Genomic DNA, 17,996 nt, shown 5'->3' with positions numbered 1-17,996 from the left:
CTCTCAATATAATTTGGTTCAGTGATGATGGCAAAGAGGTCACACCCGTTCCCATACCGAACACGGAAGTTAAGCTCTTTAGCGCCGATGGTAGTTGGGGGTTTCCCCCTGTTAGAGTAGGACGTCGCTGAGCCAATACATATTCCACAGTAGCTCAGTGGTAGAGCTATCGGCTGTTAACCGATCGGTCGTAGGTTCGAGTCCTACCTGTGGAGCCATATTGGAGAGCTGTCCGAGAGGTCGAAGGAGCACGATTGGAAATCGTGTATACGGTCAACCCCGTATCAAGGGTTCGAATCCCTTGCTCTCCGCCAGATACATACTCTCTAGCTCAAAAATCTGGCCCGTTGGTCAAGCGGTTAAGACACCGCCCTTTCACGGCGGTAACACGGGTTCGAATCCCGTACGGGTCACCACTTATACATAACGATTTTAAATATGGAGGATTAGCTCAGCTGGGAGAGCACCTGCCTTACAAGCAGGGGGTCGGCGGTTCGAACCCGTCATCCTCCACCATAAACTTTTATATCATATTTATATCATCGCGGGGTGGAGCAGTCTGGTAGCTCGTCGGGCTCATAACCCGAAGGTCGCAGGTTCAAATCCTGTCCCCGCAACCAATTTTATTTCATGATCAAAGTCGAGATTACTTCTTGACCATGAAATATCAGTAGCGCCCATAAGGTGCAACCAATTTTATTTCATGTAATGGACTCGTGGTGTAGTGGTTAACATGCCTGCCTGTCACGCAGGAGATCGCCGGTTCGACCCCGGTCGGGTCCGCCATTTTTATTTAAACGGTGGCTTTACAACACCAAGAATTTTTTTCTTGGCTCGATAGCTCAGTCGGTAGAGCAGAGGACTGAAAATCCTCGTGTCGGCGGTTCGATTCCGTCTCGAGCCACCATTTTTTTTTGCCGGTTTAGCTCAATTGGTAGAGCAACTGACTTGTAATCAGTAGGTTGGGGGTTCAAGTCCTCTAGCCGGCACCAGTTTTTTCTTCCTGAATTGGAACAAAAAACTTATTGAAAAACAGGGTGATTATGTTTTATAATAAAACCTGTCTTCATTCGTGGAGGGGTAGCGAAGTGGCTAAACGCGGCGGACTGTAAATCCGCTCCCTCCGGGTTCGGCGGTTCGAATCCGTCCCCCTCCACCATCTTTTATTCCTTATATAGGGGCATAGTTTAAAGGTAGAACGAAGGTCTCCAAAACCTTTGGTGTGGGTTCGATTCCTACTGCCCCTGCCAATTTTAATACTGTGGCGGTCGTGGCGAAGTGGTTAACGCATCGGATTGTGGTTCCGACATTCGGGGGTTCGATTCCCCTCGTCCGCCCCATTTAAATTTTGGGCTATAGCCAAGCGGTAAGGCATCGCACTTTGACTGCGACATGCGTTGGTTCGAATCCAGCTAGCCCAGCCATTTTTATTTTTATAACATAAGATGATTTTAACAACATATTATAAGTTAATTAAATGTTTGCGGAAGTAGTTCAGTGGTAGAATACAACCTTGCCAAGGTTGGGGTCGCGGGTTCGAATCCCGTCTTCCGCTCCATTTTTGTTTTCTGGCGGCATAGCCAAGTGGTAAGGCACGGGTCTGCAAAACCCTTATCCCCCGGTTCGAATCCGGGTGCCGCCTCCATAATTCCAATTCAAAAAGATTCAAATGCCGGTGTGGCGGAATTGGCAGACGCGCACGACTCAAAATCGTGTTCCTTCTGGAGTGTCGGTTCGACCCCGACCACCGGTACCATTTTACTTAACTTAACATTTAAACTTAAGACTTCTCACCTTTGTGGGGAGTTTTTTTATTTGCTTTTAAATTTTATACTTCAATTAACGATGAATATATTCAAGTTACGAAAGGGTACTGATCAATGAGAGATTTCTTCAATAAAATGAAAAATGATCTAGGCATTATTTTAAATGATGTTCAAAAGAATGCTGTTATGAAGACAGAAGGACCCCTTCTATTACTTGCTTCACCTGGTTCTGGAAAAACAACCACAATCATTATGAGAATCGGTTATTTAATTATGGAAAAAGGAATTCATCCTTCTCGTATAAAGGCTGTTACGTTCAGTAAGGCGTCAGCCAATGATATGAAAGAGCGTTTCGCAAAATTTTATCCTGATCTTCCTTCTGTGGACTTTTCGACCATTCATAGCTTTGCTTTTGAGGTAGTCAGGAATCATTATAGAAAGTTGGGTATCCCTTTTACAATTATAGAGGGTGATCACGATTCAGATGAAAAAGCAGGATCGCGAGGAAACTTTCAATACAACAAAAAACTTATGCTGAGGCATTTATTTAAGTCTGTTGTAGGGGAGAACATAACCGAGGATCAAATGGATGAGCTGACTACCTATATCAGTTACATTAAAAATAAGGTGATACCTATCGAACGGTGGTCAGAGGTTTCTTGTGATGTTTCGCAGGCTGAAGAGATATTTAAACAATATGAAGAACTCAAGCGTTCTGATCCGCATCATGTATTGTTAGACTTTGATGATATGCTCACGATGAGTAACGACATATTAGAAAAGGATAAGAAGTTGCTAAGTCACTATCAAAACCGATATGACTATTTCTTAACGGATGAAAGTCAGGATACGTCGCTTGTGCAGCATTCCATTATAGAAAAAATGGTTTCTACTCATAGAAATTTATGTGTTGTGGCCGATGATGACCAATCCATCTATAGCTGGAGAGGTGCTGAGCCTTCCTATTTACTTAAATTTAAGGAAAAGTACAGTGATGCTTCTATTTTGTTTATGGAGCAGAACTATCGCTCATCTGAGGATATCGTTAACGTTGCTAATTCGTTCATTAAAAGAAATAAAAATAGATATGAAAAAAATATGTTCACTCAAAATCCTTCGCAGCAACCGATTGAAGTGAAACATCTCGTGAATTTTAAGGAACAATCAAAATACTTGGTCCAGGAACTTAATGACGATGTTCATCTAAAAGAAATCGCCATCTTATATCGAAATAATTCGTCATCTATTGGTTTGATGAATGATTTTGATCGTGCAGGAATTCCTTTTTATATGAAAGATGCCGATAATCGTTTCTTTTCACATTGGGTGGTTCAGGATATATTGAATTTTATGCGTATGGCCTTTACCGATAAGCGGCCAGACATTTTAGAAAAAATTCATTTGAAGTTTAATGGTTATATAACCAAGCAACAGATGCTAGCTTTAAAGCAATTGAACAATAACGATTCTGTATTTGATAATCTGCTAAATCATGTGAAATTGCAGGAGTATCAAGTTAAACTTCTGAAGACAAGTAAAGAAACGTTTAAAGAAATGAAAGATATGAAGCCTCTTGGAGCTATACGGGTGATCAGAGATGGTTTAGGTTACGATAAGGCAATTGAAAAGATCAGTAAGAGCCTTGGCTTTCGAATGGATTATTTAGTGGGCATCTTAAACACACTAGAAGAAATTGCAACAGATCTTGAGAGCCTTCAGGATTTTGCTGAACGCTTAAAACACCTCGAAGTTGTTTTGAAGACAGCAAAAAAGAAGAAGGGACATGAAGCCATAACACTTTCTACTTTTCATAGTGCTAAAGGGCTCGAATTTGAGAAAGTGTATATGATTGATGTAGTGGATGGAATCATACCATCTAAAGAAGATCGCTCGGACCATCTATTGTTAGAAGAAGCAGCTCGGTTATTTTACGTAGGGATGACTCGTGCCAAGAAACAATTAACCTTAGTTACGTATCCATATCGAGATGGAAAAAAAGTTGAAGAGTCTGTGTTTGTTACGGATGTAAAAAACATATTAGATCCGACAAGATTGATGAAATCTGAAACCATAAAAAAGCAAGTGAAAAAGATAAATGGAGTTCCTTACAATCCGAATAGTATTAAAAAGAAGGAAGAATTACAAATTGGTCTCACCATTACTCACCGTGTATTTGGACCTGGAGAAATAACTGAGCTCAGTGAAGAATTCGTGACGTTAACCTTTCAATCCAAAGAAAAGAAATTATCAATCAGCGCCTGTTTAGATATGGGACTATTAGAGCCGTTGATTCACACTTAATATACATTTTTTTATCTAATCTTACATTATAACAGGACATACTACCTTATTATTATTTAATATTTTACAATTTTCTGATAAATAAGAAGGATTTATTCTTGTCTCTTCCGAATAATACATTCTAGTAGAAGTGAATACCTGTTCATTTTTACAGAATGTATTTATTTTTGGGGAGAACGGGGGTAAAGGGATGAACGCTTTTCGTTTGTTTATGGCAGAAATGGCGAAGTTGGCAGGTAAAAAGGGTCTGCTGATCTCAGTCATTGCCGCGTTGCTTGTACCGGTCGTCTATGGTGGTATACTTCTATCACCAAAATGGGGACCGTATGACAACTTGTCGAACTTGCCTGTTGCGGTAGTCAACAAGGACAAGGGTGCATTATCGGACGATGAACCGATCAATGTAGGGAAGGATCTAGTAGCAGACTTAAAGAAAGGAAAAGATCTCGGGTGGGAATTTGTAAGTGCTGAGGAGGCTAAAGAAGGCCTTGATAGTCTGGAATATTATATGGTTATCGAGATTCCTGAGGATTTCTCACAAAGAGTAACAACCGTTTTAAGCGATAATCCAGAGAAGCTTCAACTTACGTATATCCAAAACGAAGGGTTAAACTTCATGGCAGCACAAGTGACAAGAAGTGCTACTGAAAAGCTAAGAGAAAAACTAGGGGATAAAATTACAGAAAAGTATGCGAACAATATGTTTGCCAGTCTCGGTGATGTATCTGAAGGATTTCAATCAGCTGCAGATGGATCTGCAAAATTAAATTCGGGGATGACAGATCTTCGTGATGGAACAAACACACTTTTGCAATCGCTTACAAATAAAGCTGCTGACATTTCAAAGCTAGCGAGTGGAGCAAAAGAACTTCAAAATGGTGTCGGACAAATGGCAAGCTCTCTTTCAGCGAAACAGCCGGATATTAGTAAACTAGCTAACGGTTCATCGCAACTAAGTGCTGGTACGAAAGAACTGCTTTCGTCCCTTCAATCTAAGTCGGGTGATATTTCGAAGCTCGCAGCAGGTTCAGCTGCAGCGAATGAAGGAACAGGACTTTTATTACAAAATTTAAAAGATAAACAATCAGGAGTTGAAGACTTAGCGGCAGGTGCGAGACAACTTGGAGACAGCATACCGCAACTAAAAGCAGGAACCACGGGAATCTTAACAGGGCTAAAAGGTGTTCAAACAGCGATCAAGAATGAAATCGCTCCTGGAACACAACAGATCTCGCAAGGTGTTGCTCAAGTGGCAGATGAATCTGCAAAGCTAGGTGCGGGGCTGCAAGGATTATCAAGTGATCTAAAGGCATACTTAGAGCAACACCCTGAACTTGCAAATGATTCAGCTTTCATGACGATCTATGGTAAGAGCCAGGCTATTACGGCAGCTGCCACTGATCCTGCAAAAGCACAAAAACTCCAGGCGCTAAGTCAAGGAGCTGCAAAAATAGCAGGAGCCTTCACGACAAATGCTGAACCTAACCCAAAGTCTGTGGCTGATGGGGTAAATCAGCTAGTGGCCGGCCAAACGTCAGTGGATAACGGGGTTGCGACATTAAGTCAAAAGGTGCCTCTGCTTCAACAAGGGACAGCGTCTATCGAGAGTGGCTGGAACACGATGGTAGGTAAGGTAGGAGAGCTGCACGCAGGAACTTCGCAGATTGCAGCAGGAAACCAATCGGTCAACACAGGTTGGACATCTCTTACGAATGGAGCATCACAGCTTAATGATGGTGCAACTCAAGTATCCGCTGGTAACTCTTCTGTTGAAAAAGGTTGGCGTGATCTGACATCCGGTGCAACAAAGATTAACGCTGGTATGTCACAAGTTAGTGATGGAAATGCAACAGTTGAAAAAGGCTGGGGCGACTTAACGGAAGGTGTTACAAAATTAAATGATGGTGCAGGGAAATTAAATGATGGAAGTAACGAGCTATCATCTGGCCTTAAGGATGGTGCTGAAAAAACAGGAGCGATTAAAGCGGCAAATGATAAGAATTTGAGCATGTTTTCTTCTCCTGTTGAATTGAAGAGTGAAACGGTTAATAAATATCCACTCTATCGTGATTCAACAGCTCCTTATGTTCTTTCATTAGCGTTGTTTGTGGGCATCTTAATCATGTCTATGTTCATCAACTTTAAGAAGCCTGAAGGAATTTCAGCATTCTCTTGGTTTGGTGCTAAATTCATGAACCTAGGTGCACTTGCTGTTGTACAGGCATTACTTCTTTCAACAGTCGTTTTACTTGTCTTAAATGTGAAGACTGGAAACCCACTGGGCTTTATAACTTTTGCGGTTTTTGTAAGTTTAGTATTCACAGGAATTGTCTTATTGTTTGCGTCGTTAGGAAACATCGGACGTTTTATTGCGTTCGCTTTAGTGATCTTACAGCTTTCAACGACGGGTGCTAACTTGCCGATCGATATGCTGCCAGAGAACCTGCGTGCATTAAGTGAATTTTTGCCGTTCACGTATTCAATAGCAGGGTTTAAAGCATTGATCTCATTAGATAGCACAAGTTCTGCTTTTTCAAATGTGGGTGTGTTGTTCATCTATCTATTAAGTTTTAGTTTATTGTCGATCGCAGTCTATATGTTTTCAAAAACAAAAAGCCAACCGAAAAATCTAGATTTAGCTGGCTGATAATCATTTCATAGTGTTATAAAAAGTTCCTGGCACACTTTGCCGGGAACTTTTTTTGAATCTTCTTCTTGTACACTGAATATGTAGGTGTAAAGGAGGTTATTTCTCTGATGTATAGAGACCGGCGTGCCACAGTCTGCCTGATTTTAATTACCGTCTCCTTCGTTTCAATCCTCTTTATTACGGCTGATATTTTTCACTACATGCATATGATTAATGGGCTGATGATTAGGCTTTTTGAATCTTTTCGCTTGTTAGTGGTCATGATCATCCTTTTTGTATTTTCTATACTTGTATTATTTCGATATTTATAGATAGGATAATATTCCCCTTTTTTAAGGGGTTTTTATTTTTATGAAAAAGCATATTGTTTTTTCAAGAAAATAAAATAGTTCCAAAGCCATACATATCTCATCATAAGGGGGAGATTTTATGAAGTGGGAATTATCGATGTTCAAGAAGAAGTGGGTCTACTTTAGCTTAATGGCACTGGTTTTTTTAGTAGCAATTACCGCTTTTTCAGCGCACGCAATAGGTTACAACAAAGCTTCTGTTCTTCTCAAAGATAAAAAAGTTGTAGCAGGTGAAATTGATGGTGAGATCAAAGAATGGCAAAAAGAGTTAGAAAGTATAGAAGAAAATGTTGAAGCGATGGAAGAAGAGGAAAGCAGTAAACAAGCTGATTTGGAGGGGCTTCAAATACGGTTTGATGAAGTTACTGAGATGGTAGGCCAAAAAGAAGCGATTCAATTAGAAGTGGATGAGTTAGGTACTCAAGTAAATGCAAAGAAAGATGAATTGAAAAAACTTAGCGGGGAGATCGCAAATAAACAAAATGAACTTGATACATTAAATAAAGGCATTCTAATTAAGAAGAAGGAGCCACGAACATTAGTAGCCGGCGTTTTTATAGTGGGTAAAGACATCGCTCCAGGGAGATATAAAGTAGAACCAGTGAATGGGTTTGGAAATTACTTTGTGAACGGAGGAAGTAAAGTCAATATCATCTTAGGAAGAGGGGATGACCTGTTTCTTCCAGAATATGTGTTTGAATTGGATGAAGGGGACGAGATTGAAGCAACATTGTCCGTGAGATATACGTTAGTAGAGTAATAAAAATATTTAGGCAGGCGAATTTTTTAAAGAAAGTTTAAAGAACTTGTCATAAATGTCCTACATGTTGCTTATATATAGAACAAGTTAGTTGTAGGTTTTAATGCAGGGCTTCGTTGATCCAATGAAGCCCTGCATTTTTTTGTTTTATAAAGCGCAATTATTATATATTGAGAAGTTTGCCTATTTTATTGAAACTTTTACACGATATATTCACCAATTTCTCCATTATATTGACGAGTTTGTATGCTATATCGACGAGTCTACATCATTCGACATCAGCTGTATTTAATAATAAATTGTAGCCAAATGAGCTTTTTGTATTTAAACAACTGTTTAAATCACCTGAATCTCAGCATTCCCACCATTCACTTGAGTGAACATCTTGGCCATAGATTCCAAGAGTTCTTGAGCTTCACTCTTATCCATAGATGGCTGCAGGTACACGATATGCAGTGCATTCTTAACACTCTCATCCACCATCGTGCGTTTAGAATCAACGATTGGGCTTCCAAAGGCACCAACCTCGTCTTTAGACAGTAACTTACCTTCCATATTCATCTCACGTCCGTTTAATCCTTCATAGGTATCTTCAGCGTCACCAAGATCAATCTGCACGTCACCTTGAATCTTATCTAGGTTATAAAGACCGATCGGTATACAAAATCGAATAGAGAAGAAGTTGTTTACATCGACGCCAGAGTTGATCGGGGGTAGGTCCTTGCCGCTTAACACCCGTCGCAACAATGCTTCTGAAGCGGGACGATATCGGGAAGGATCAATTCCTAATGACTTGAACACTTTTCGATATTCTGCGACACCAGGGTAATCGGCAGCATTTTTTTCTTCAAGTCGCAAGGATTCTGTAAATAGCTGGAACCTGCCTTTAATCATTTGCGGTGATTCGCTAATCGCGATATTATGGTATGTAATTGTGCCTATTTTAAAATTCGGGACAAGTTCGTTTAGTTTAGGATTAATTGTGATCATCATGTAACCCCGTTTCTTATTTATGTAATTGTAGTTTATCATAATTGTGGAAAATAAATGTAAAGGAGGGATATGCGTGACAAGTGCCCAGTTGAAGGAAGAGATTGTTGCATATAGTAAAGAAATCGGAATCGACAAAATTGGTTTTGCACATGCTGATGTATTTGCTGAGCTCAAAGAACGTCTCCGATTACAGCAAGACCTTAACTATCAATCAGGATTCGAAGAAAGTGATATAGAAAAAAGAACAGAGCCTGATCGGCTTTTGTCGGGAGCTTCCAGTATTATTTCGATCGCTCTTGCATATCCCTCCAAGATGAAAGATGCTCCCAGAAGTGTTCGAGGAGAGCGGAGAGGAATTTTTTGCAGAGCATCATGGGGTAAAGATTACCACCATATATTAAGAGAAAAGCTCTCATTACTAGAAGCTTTTATTATAGAAAAAATTCCAGGTGCCACTGTGAAATCGATGGTAGATACAGGAGAACTGTCTGATCGTGCTGTAGCTGAAAGGGCGGGGATCGGATGGAGTGCCAAAAACTGTGCGATCATGTCTCCGGAGTTTGGTTCTTATATGTATCTCGGAGAAATGATTACAAACATCTCGTTTCCTGCAGACACTCCAATGGAAGATCAGTGTGGTTCGTGTAACAAATGTGTCGATGCATGTCCGACTAATGCTCTTGTACAGGGAGGACAGCTTGATTCGTCTAAATGTATTGCCTTTTTGACGCAAACGAAAGGATTCCTGCCTGATCAGTATAGAGATAAGCTCGGTAACCGTTTATATGGATGCGATACGTGTCAGACAGTTTGCCCTGAAAATAAGGGAAAAGATTTTCATCATCATGTGGAAATGGAACCTGACCCAGAGATTGCAAAACCTCTTTTAAAGCCATTGTTGTCTATGAGCAATAGAGAGTTCAAAGAAAAATTCGGCCATGTTTCGGGTAGCTGGAGAGGGAAAAAGCCTATTCAGCGAAATGCGATTATCGCTTTAGCTCATTTTAAAGATGAAAGTGCAATTCCAGATTTAGTTACGTTGCTCCATACTGATCCTCGACCAGTAATAAGAGGAACTGCAGCATGGGCCATTGGTAAGATTAGCGGGAAAGATGCGGAATTGGAACTATTATCTGCAAAAGAGCGTGAAAAAGACGATTTGGTCACGTTAGAGATTGAAAAGGGACTGAAAATGGTCCGAAATCAAGAAATTTAGTAATCGCATATGTTTGAAGTGTCCGATATAGTAAGGTCAAGTAATGAAAAGAAGGGATAATTATGTGTCAGATTAAAACGTTACTCTATTACGAAGAAATGGAAAGCGTAATCGGACCGTTAACAATCATTGCAACAGAGAACGGAATCTGCCGTCTCGATTTTGGTTCAATGGAGGATAACCTTCCAACTTTACGTTCATGGATGGCGAAACATTTTATTAAGGGAGAACTTATACACTCTCCAGAACGATTGGATGATGCCGTTCAACAACTGCACGCTTATTTTGCAGGCAACCTGCATGAGTTTAGCGTGAACTATGATTTATTTGGTACCGCTTTTCAAAAAAAGGTATGGAACCAGCTTACGAGTATTCCTTATGGCGTAACTTGTTCGTATAAGGAAGTGGCTCAAGGCATTGGTGCACCTAAGGCTGTTCGAGCTGTAGGCAGCGCGAACAACCAAAATCCCGTACCTGTTTTTATTCCATGTCACCGAGTGATTGGAAGTAATGGAGCACTTGTAGGCTATGGTGGGGGATTAGATAAAAAAGAAATATTGTTATCGATCGAACAGAATAGCTGCAAGAAGACATCCTAGAGAGCCCTTAAAGGGTTCTTTTTTTTGATATCCCACTCATATGTTAGTAGAAGCAGGAGGGATGTCTGATGTGGATGGAAACACTTAAAGCTTATATCCAAAACCAATCTCAATGGATGATACATGCAGATGCAGACGGACGAGGTTACTTTTTACGAGAAGAACAAGAGAGCTTCATTCGAAAAAAACAAATGTATACCGATAGAAATGCGTTTATTGTAAACAATCAAACGAACGGAAGTGTCTTACGAACGACGGAGTCCGAAGATAAGGTTCAGGTAGATTATTTGGTGCATTATAGTTTCTTAATCAAACACGGGTTTGATTTTTATGTGGAAGAGATCTCTCAAGAGCGACGTGCTACTTTTCAAGATGGTGATATGAAAAGCGATGAACCTGTCAATGTGGAAGGAAACTACAGAGAACTTCCGAAGATCGAGCGGGAGAACGAATCGATCGCACCAACGAAGGGCGGTTATGATAGACTTGCTGCTGTACGTTATGCAGAGAGATGGTGGAATACGTTTAATCCGGCTTATAAATCTTTTGAGAATGATTGCACGAACTATATTTCTCAAAGTCTTCATGCAGGTGGCATACCGATGACTTCTCAATCTATTAAATCGAAGGGCTGGTGGATGCGAAACAACTCTTGGAGCTATAGCTGGTCAGTAGCAAATGCGATGAGATGGTATTTGAGCGGCTCAAAATCTAGTCTTCAAGCGCAAGAGAAATCAGCGGCGCATCTTCTATTGCCGGGAGACGTAATCTGTTATGACTTTGATGGAGATGGCCATTATCAACATACGACGATTGTGGTCGCAAAGGATCCTTCTGGAGAACCACTCGTAAATGCTCATACAACAAATAGCAGAATGAGATATTGGGGCTATGAAGATTCAACGGCGTACACAAAGCGCATTCAATATAAATTTTTTCATATTCTTTAAGAAGAAGCTTGCCTTCAGAGAGTGATATTCCAAAAAAAGTGCTATAATAAGTACTTGTTGGAATTTGTTTTTGAGGTGAGCTTTTTGGCTATACATGTTGTTTTATTCGAACCGTTAATTCCTGCAAACACAGGAAACATCGCACGTACGTGTGCAGGAACTGGTGCACATCTGCATCTCATTCATCCACTTGGGTTTTCTTTAGAAGACAAATACTTAAAGCGTGCTGGCCTTGATTATTGGGAGCATGTAAAATTGTCTCATCATGATTCATTGGATGCTTTTTATAATGAATACCCAGACGGGGAGTTTTACTATATCACCAAATTCGGTGAACAGACGTACTCAAATTTCGATTACTCTGATTCAGAGAAGGATGTTTTCTTTGTTTTTGGAAAAGAAACGAAGGGACTTCCGCGTGAAGTGATTGATGCGAACATGGAAAGGTGTCTGCGTATTCCGATGAATGAACACATTCGTTCATTGAACCTATCGAATACGGCTGCGATCTTAATCTATGAAGCGCTGCGTCAACAAAGTTTTGGAGAGTTGAAATAAGCTTACTGTGAGCGGTTGATTTCCGTTTCAGGTGCTCGCTTTCCGTGGGGCAGGCGGTGAGCCACATTCGCAAGTTTCACTTATAAGTGTCTCACCTTTCTAGTTGCAGCGGCTAGCCCCTCGAGGTCAAAAGCTAAATGATCCAGAAGGCAAAGTGCGCCTTCCTTGCTCATTCACCTTTTGCTTGTCGGGGCTGAACGAGCCACTTCCACTTTTCGCACTGCCCGCCTGTCCCACAGGACAAGGAAGGCTACGGCAGCGACACATCGCACGAAGAAAATTTGAAGTTCAATTTTCGAGGAGTCTCCCACCTTACACTCCAATCAACTTGTCAATGATGTCTTACCTTTGAGAGAAAATAAAAAAACGTCCTGATGAAAAAGGGACGTTTTTACTTCCATATGTACATGGATTAGTTTTTTCCAGGACGATCGTTATAGCCTGCTGTAAAGATGGCAGTCAGGAAGGCGAGCATCACGAGTAGGATGAGGATAAAATCCATTTGAACTCCTCCTTTGAAAGTAGTATTATTCTTTCCAGTATCTTTCCTCATTATAAATGAAAACGGTTTTCATGGGAATGTATTTCTGCTGAAATTTAACAATTCGAGGGGATTCGTGCAAGTATAAATGAAGAAAAACGTATATATGACAGGGTATCTTCCCTTGTTTTCTATTATTCTGTTCAGTTCGGGGTTTGCCATTTACTTTGAAAGACTTTTTATCGATAAGCTTACATACTTTGGTGTGTACCAGGGGATGCAAGAATTATTTGAAGATCATGTGATTCACCTATCGATCGGCTTTTGTTTGTTTCTGTTGTTCTTTATGATATTTGCTGCTCTTAAGCTGCTGTCTGACACGTTAACGCACCTCAGTCTGTTCTTTTTTTCAAAAGATACGGAAGGAACACTGCTTCAGCAAGGAAAAGGGGGAAGCTGGTACTTTTTTGTTGGTGGTATGCTTGCGATCGCGCTGAACCATTCCGTGCTGCTGATAGGTGTCGTTTTTATTGTTTCATCTCTTTTGTATTTTTTTCAATTCTTATTGCGGATCAGTTCAAGTTTATCAACGATAGGTATCATGGGAATGGTATTTCTGCACTTATTCTTTTGGACAGGTTTCGGGCTGCTTGTTGTTTATACGGTTATGCGTTTGTATAATGCGTTCGTGGCAGCAATTACCTGAATGGTTATCTAGTTCGGAAATTGTAGTCTCGCGGAATTATCTCAAAAACTAGCGGGATAAATAAGATATATCGGTGAATTACGCTAGATTATTTTTAAATACCATTTTATCAGTATACAAGTGCTAGCTAAAACCCTGCCACTATTGTAGTAACGGTTTTACTTATGAGGTGCAAACATTCAAATCACAGGGCAATCACAATGAAAATCACGACATTTTCTGCACCAAAAAAGGCTTAGAGAGTTTTCTCTCTTAAGCCTTTTTTACTTTGTTTCATTATTCAACAATCGCTTCCAGTTTGTTGTGATAATACACCTTTATTTCTTACGTCTTCGTTCTAAAAATATTGGTGCCATATTTAGTAAGATAGAAGCAATTGTCAAAAACCATAATATCTTTGCCATACCAGGTACTACATCCGATAAAGCCGCCCAATCTTCCGCTTTTACCCATCGAGATACATAACTGTAATCTGCACAAAGTGTTAATGCTGTAAATGATAATCCTAACGCCATAGCGAGCTTATAATCTTTACCTGATGCATACATATAAAGATTTATAAAAGTTACAACTATTGCAATAACCCCAAATATTACCCACATAACTACTCCTCCAACTATTTTTTTTATTTATAATGCATGCTTCATCTCAATTTTGATGTGCTTTTATCATAATATCTCGCCAAATCATGACTTCGGGAGATTCACTCTCAATAGACCGAAGACTGCTTGGTGTATCTCGTCCAACCCAAACGCCTGCTGTATAACGATCTGTCAGCCCGATAAACCAAAGGTCGCGCACGTTATTTGTTGTTCCTGTCTTCCCGCCAATGTACGTTGAACCCTTGAATCGAGCATCTCTTGCAGTTCCTGAAATCGTAACGGCTTGGAGCATCTCACGCATCACGTTATTTGTTTTTTCACTCCACACAGAAATAGGTTGCTCTTTCCAAGCATATAACACCTTTCCGTTCTTATCTTTTACAGAAGTGATCAACCTAGGTTTTACATAAGTCCCATCAGAACTAAAAGCAGTATACGCACTTGTAAGTTCTAGCGGCGAAAAGCCTTTTGAAAATCCGCCAAGTGCACTTGCGAGCTGATAATCTTCTCTCGTTAAAGACGAAAAGTTAAATGGTTGCAAATAAGAAAACGCCTTATTTACTCCAGTTTTCCTTAGTGCTCGGACAGCCGCTGTGTTGATCGAACTCGCCATCGCTTTTTTTAAGGAGACTGTACCGTAAGATGCCCCTCCATAGTTGTTAGGACAATAGTTGCCTTCACAAATTCTTGAAGCAGAAATGAGCGAGTGTGATTTTGCGCCGAATACTTCAACATAGGGGGCGTAGACGAGAAGTGGTTTTATGGAAGAACCCGGCTGTCTTTTCGCTTGATGAGCTCGGTTAAATTCTTCTAACGCAACATTCTTTCCGCCAACTATAGAAACGATCTGTTTTGAAACATGATCGATAATCACGACAGATCCTTCTACGTCGTTATAGGGCAACCTGCTATTCACAGCACGCACTGCTACTTTTTGCAGCTTAGAATCTAATGCAGTCTCAACGATAACACCGCTTGTTAATAGCTGATCTCGTTTTATCAGAAGCTCATCTGCTGTCAGCCCTTTATTAGCAGGAGCGGCCGCTAATAAACTTAGAAGTTCTTCTTTTACGTACCCTACAATTTCAGGATAGGGAACGACAGACTGTGAAACGTTTAATTTAATGTGTTGTTTAAGTGATGCTTCATAAGTGGCTTCTGTTATGTATCCTTGCTCCTTCATCTTCAATAAAATCCACTTTTGCCGTTTCAATGTGTTCTCAAAGTTTGTTAAAGGATTATACAACTTTGGATTGTTTGGAATGGCTGCAAGCAGTGCTGTTTCCGCTACGGAAAGTGAACCCACTGGCTTACTGAAGTAATATCGACTAGCCTTTTCGATGCCATATACGCCATTTTGAAAATAGATCGAGTTGATATAAAGCTCTAAGATTCTCTCTTTCGATAATTGTTGTTCGATTCTGTAGGAGATTAATAGCTCTTTTAATTTTCGGTCATATGTACGTTCGTGTGTTAGGAATAGATTGCGTGAGAGCTGCTGTGTGATCGTACTGCCGCCCTGCTGAACAGATCCTGCTGTAGAATTCGTAATAAAAGCTCGGGCTATCGCTTTTCCATCGATTCCATGATGTTGTATAAAATCCTGGTCTTCCGTTGCGATGAAAGCTTGGCGCACAGGTGCAGGAATTTTGTTGTAATCAAGATAAATGCGGCTCTCATTACTCTTGAACTCATAAAGAAAGTCTCCGTTTCGATCGAGGAGGCGACTGTTTTCAGCTAATTTCATATTCTCCACTTGAGCAAGTGAAGAAATCGCTTTTTGAAAAGGAATATAGTTTTCGTGTTCATTTCTTAAACCCATAAATGAAAAGAACACGATACTGAGCAATAGTAGCACTGTAACAAGGCCAAGCTTTTGATTCATAAGGCTTTCTCCGTTTCAAAACATAAGGATAAACATATTTTACCATGACTATGCAAATGGGGATTCCAACTTTTTTAAATAAAAATCGCTATACAAACAGAATGATTACGGACATCCCCGCATAGAGTAGATTAACACTTGATGGAGCCAATACAATCAAGGAGGTACTCATGGATATTTTATCAAGAATCCAACTGCATCGTGAAGAAGAACAGCGTTTAGCCTGGGAAGGTACCTTCGCTGAATACCTTGATATTTTACGAGATCGGCCATTTGTTGCCCAGTCTGCGCATTCAAGAGTATACAACATGATCAAAGATGCTGGCATTTCAGAAAAAAATGGTCAAAAGGTGTATCATTTTTTCAGCGATCAGATTTTTGGATTAGAAGAATCAATCGAACGACTTGTTGAAGAGTATTTTCATCCTGCTGCTAAACGCCTTGATGTTCGTAAACGTATTTTACTGTTGATGGGACCAGTATCCGGTGGTAAATCCACTTTAGTTACAATGCTTAAAAGAGGATTAGAGTCATACACAAAAACACCTGCGGGAGCAGTTTATGCGATCAAAGGTTGTCCGATGCACGAAGATCCACTGCATCTTATTCCACAGCACTTAAGAAAAGAGTTTTTTAATGATTATGGTATTCGAGTAGAGGGAAGTTTATCTCCTCTTAACACGATGAGGCTAGAACACGAATATGACAATCGCATTGAAGATGTTATGGTAGAGCGAGTATTCTTCTCAGAAGATAAGCGAACAGGGATCGGTACGTTCAGTCCCTCCGATCCAAAGTCACAAGATATCGCTGACTTAACGGGAAGTATCGATTTCTCGACGATTGCAGAGTATGGATCAGAATCAGATCCACGGGCGTATCGCTTTGATGGAGAACTGAACAAAGCTAACCGAGGAATGATGGAGTTTCAGGAAATGCTGAAGTGTGATGAAAAATTCTTATGGCATCTCCTCTCTCTTACGCAAGAAGGAAACTTTAAAGCAGGAAGATTTGCACTTATCTCAGCAGATGAATTAATTGTCGCGCATACGAACGAATCAGAATACAGGTCGTTTATCGCGAATAAGAAAAACGAAGCCCTGCACTCAAGGATTATCGTAATGGGCGTTCCGTATAATTTAAAAGTTTCAGAGGAAGAAAAGATTTACGCCAAGATGATTTCAGAGAGTGATATGTCTCATGTTCATATTGCGCCGCACGCATTAAGAGTGGCCGCAACATTCTCTGTGCTAACAAGATTGAAGGATTCGAAGAAACAAGGAATGGATCTTTTAAAGAAAATGCGGTTGTATGACGGTGAGATCGTAGAAGGATTCAACCACGTTGACCTTGAGGAACTGAAGAAAGAGTTTGCTGATGAAGGGATGTCTGGTATCGATCCGCGTTATGTTATCAACCGAATATCATCAGCGATCATTCGCAAAGAAACACCTTCTATCAACGCTTTAGATGTTCTGCGTTCATTAAAAGACGGGCTTGATCATCATGCATCCATATCAAAGGAAGATAAAGAGAGGTTTATTAACTTTATCTCGGCAGCTCGCAAAGAGTACGATGATATTGCGAAGAAAGAAGTTCAAAAAGCGTTCGTTTACTCGTACGAAGAGTCTGCGAAAACGCTTATGGACAATTATCTGGATAATGTGGAGGCGTATTGCAATAAAAATAAATTACGCGATCCGCTTACTGGTGAAGAGATGAGTCCTGATGAGAAATTAATGAGATCGATCGAAGAGCAGATCGGAATCTCTGAGAATGCGAAAAAAGCATTCCGTGAAGAAATTCTAATTAGAATCTCTGCTTATGCAAGAAAAGGAAAGAAATTTGACTATAATTCTCATGAGCGGTTAAGAGAAGCGATTCAAAAGAAATTATTCGCGGATCTTAAAGATGTTGTAAAAATCACTACATCATCCAAAACCCCTGATGAGTCACAACTGAAAAAGATTAATGAGGTCATCGCACGTCTAGTGGATGAACACGGCTATAATACAACTAGTGCCAACGAACTACTAAGATACGTAGGAAGTTTATTGAACCGATAAAATATCGAAACACACCCAGGACACGATTAAGGCTGTCAGGGTGTGTTTTTTTACAGAAATTTAGGGGAAACTAAACAAATTACAGAGTAGAGTTTACAATCGTATTTATGTTA

Annotated in this window: 12 protein-coding genes, 15 tRNA genes and 1 rRNA gene; 25 read left to right on the top strand and 3 right to left on the bottom strand. The window is 40.2% G+C overall.

Annotated elements, in window-relative coordinates:
- Positions 1–17: 17 nt before the first annotated feature.
- The 19 genes from rrf to IHV12_RS11120 all read left to right on the top strand — a co-directional run bounded on the left by rrf (position 18) and on the right by IHV12_RS11120 (position 7,827).
- Positions 18–133: ribosomal RNA gene (rrf, locus tag IHV12_RS11210) — 5S ribosomal RNA — on the top strand.
- 10 nt (positions 134–143) lie between these two features.
- Positions 144–218 (top strand) — tRNA-Asn (locus tag IHV12_RS11205).
- A 4-nt stretch (positions 219–222) separates the two neighbouring features.
- Positions 223–314 (top strand) — tRNA-Ser (locus tag IHV12_RS11200).
- 27 nt (positions 315–341) lie between these two features.
- A tRNA-Glu gene (locus IHV12_RS11195) sits at positions 342–416 on the top strand.
- Between the two features lie 24 nt (positions 417–440).
- A tRNA-Val gene (locus IHV12_RS11190) sits at positions 441–516 on the top strand.
- Positions 517–543: 27 nt separating this feature from the next.
- Positions 544–620, top strand: a tRNA-Met gene (locus IHV12_RS11185).
- A gap of 90 nt (positions 621–710) precedes the next feature.
- Positions 711–786, top strand: a tRNA-Asp gene (locus tag IHV12_RS11180).
- A gap of 45 nt (positions 787–831) precedes the next feature.
- Positions 832–907: transfer RNA gene (locus IHV12_RS11175), tRNA-Phe, on the top strand.
- Positions 908–916: 9 nt separating this feature from the next.
- Positions 917–992, top strand: a tRNA-Thr gene (locus IHV12_RS11170).
- An 82-nt stretch (positions 993–1,074) separates the two neighbouring features.
- A tRNA-Tyr gene (locus IHV12_RS11165) sits at positions 1,075–1,159 on the top strand.
- A gap of 17 nt (positions 1,160–1,176) precedes the next feature.
- Positions 1,177–1,250: transfer RNA gene (locus tag IHV12_RS11160), tRNA-Trp, on the top strand.
- Between the two features lie 14 nt (positions 1,251–1,264).
- A tRNA-His gene (locus tag IHV12_RS11155) sits at positions 1,265–1,340 on the top strand.
- 9 nt (positions 1,341–1,349) lie between these two features.
- Positions 1,350–1,424, top strand: a tRNA-Gln gene (locus IHV12_RS11150).
- 59 nt (positions 1,425–1,483) lie between these two features.
- Positions 1,484–1,558, top strand: a tRNA-Gly gene (locus IHV12_RS11145).
- Positions 1,559–1,570: 12 nt separating this feature from the next.
- Positions 1,571–1,645, top strand: a tRNA-Cys gene (locus IHV12_RS11140).
- Positions 1,646–1,671: 26 nt separating this feature from the next.
- A tRNA-Leu gene (locus tag IHV12_RS11135) sits at positions 1,672–1,756 on the top strand.
- A gap of 145 nt (positions 1,757–1,901) precedes the next feature.
- Positions 1,902–4,067, top strand: coding sequence for an ATP-dependent helicase (locus IHV12_RS11130; protein WP_231620705.1), 2,166 nt, complete (start codon positions 1,902–1,904; stop codon positions 4,065–4,067).
- A gap of 190 nt (positions 4,068–4,257) precedes the next feature.
- Complete coding sequence (locus IHV12_RS11125; RefSeq protein ID WP_197190867.1) at positions 4,258–6,714, top strand: YhgE/Pip family protein; 2,457 nt, start codon at positions 4,258–4,260, stop codon at positions 6,712–6,714.
- 432 nt (positions 6,715–7,146) lie between these two features.
- Complete coding sequence (locus tag IHV12_RS11120; RefSeq protein WP_197190866.1) at positions 7,147–7,827, top strand: hypothetical protein; 681 nt, start codon at positions 7,147–7,149, stop codon at positions 7,825–7,827.
- Positions 7,828–8,163: 336 nt separating this feature from the next.
- Here the strand turns inward: IHV12_RS11120 and IHV12_RS11115 are convergent, their stop codons facing one another.
- The gene (locus IHV12_RS11115; protein ID WP_197126777.1) at positions 8,164–8,820 is read right to left on the bottom strand and encodes a B3/B4 domain-containing protein; all 657 of its coding nucleotides are present in this window, start codon (positions 8,818–8,820) and stop codon (positions 8,164–8,166) included.
- Between the two features lie 73 nt (positions 8,821–8,893).
- Between IHV12_RS11115 and queG the strand changes: the two genes are divergently transcribed.
- From queG to IHV12_RS11090, 5 genes are all read left to right on the top strand, one after another.
- On the top strand, positions 8,894–10,036 hold the full coding sequence (queG, locus tag IHV12_RS11110; RefSeq protein WP_197126778.1) for a tRNA epoxyqueuosine(34) reductase QueG: 1,143 nt from the start codon (positions 8,894–8,896) through the stop codon (positions 10,034–10,036).
- Positions 10,037–10,098: 62 nt separating this feature from the next.
- Positions 10,099–10,635, top strand: coding sequence for a methylated-DNA--[protein]-cysteine S-methyltransferase (locus tag IHV12_RS11105; protein WP_066391224.1), 537 nt, complete (start codon positions 10,099–10,101; stop codon positions 10,633–10,635).
- A 68-nt stretch (positions 10,636–10,703) separates the two neighbouring features.
- Positions 10,704–11,585 (top strand): amidase domain-containing protein, encoded by an 882-nt coding sequence (locus IHV12_RS11100; protein ID WP_191754641.1) that lies wholly within the window; start codon positions 10,704–10,706, stop codon positions 11,583–11,585.
- 84 nt (positions 11,586–11,669) lie between these two features.
- Entirely contained in the window at positions 11,670–12,143 is a 474-nt protein-coding gene (trmL, locus tag IHV12_RS11095) for a tRNA (uridine(34)/cytosine(34)/5-carboxymethylaminomethyluridine(34)-2'-O)-methyltransferase TrmL (RefSeq protein ID WP_066391226.1), read from the top strand.
- Between the two features lie 629 nt (positions 12,144–12,772).
- Positions 12,773–13,330 (top strand): DUF5366 family protein, encoded by a 558-nt coding sequence (locus tag IHV12_RS11090; RefSeq protein WP_197126780.1) that lies wholly within the window; start codon positions 12,773–12,775, stop codon positions 13,328–13,330.
- 317 nt (positions 13,331–13,647) lie between these two features.
- On the opposite strand, the gene IHV12_RS11085 is transcribed toward IHV12_RS11090, so the two are convergent.
- Both IHV12_RS11085 and IHV12_RS11080 read right to left on the bottom strand, forming a co-directional pair.
- A complete protein-coding gene (locus tag IHV12_RS11085) occupies positions 13,648–13,932 on the bottom strand; it encodes a hypothetical protein (protein ID WP_197190865.1) in 285 nt (94 codons plus the stop codon).
- Between the two features lie 46 nt (positions 13,933–13,978).
- The gene (locus tag IHV12_RS11080) at positions 13,979–15,817 is read right to left on the bottom strand and encodes a transglycosylase domain-containing protein (RefSeq protein WP_197126782.1); all 1,839 of its coding nucleotides are present in this window, start codon (positions 15,815–15,817) and stop codon (positions 13,979–13,981) included.
- Positions 15,818–15,987: 170 nt separating this feature from the next.
- Between IHV12_RS11080 and IHV12_RS11075 the strand changes: the two genes are divergently transcribed.
- Positions 15,988–17,883: a PrkA family serine protein kinase gene (locus IHV12_RS11075; protein ID WP_197126783.1), complete on the top strand. Its 1,896-nt coding sequence runs from the start codon at positions 15,988–15,990 to the stop codon at positions 17,881–17,883.
- Positions 17,884–17,996 lie beyond the last annotated feature (113 nt).

The sequence above is a fragment of the Fictibacillus sp. 7GRE50 genome (genome assembly GCF_015903875.1).
Lineage (GTDB): Bacteria > Bacillota > Bacilli > Bacillales > Fictibacillaceae > Fictibacillus > Fictibacillus phosphorivorans.
Note: the sequence above shows the minus strand (reverse complement) of the source record. Positions and strands in the feature narration are given on the sequence as shown.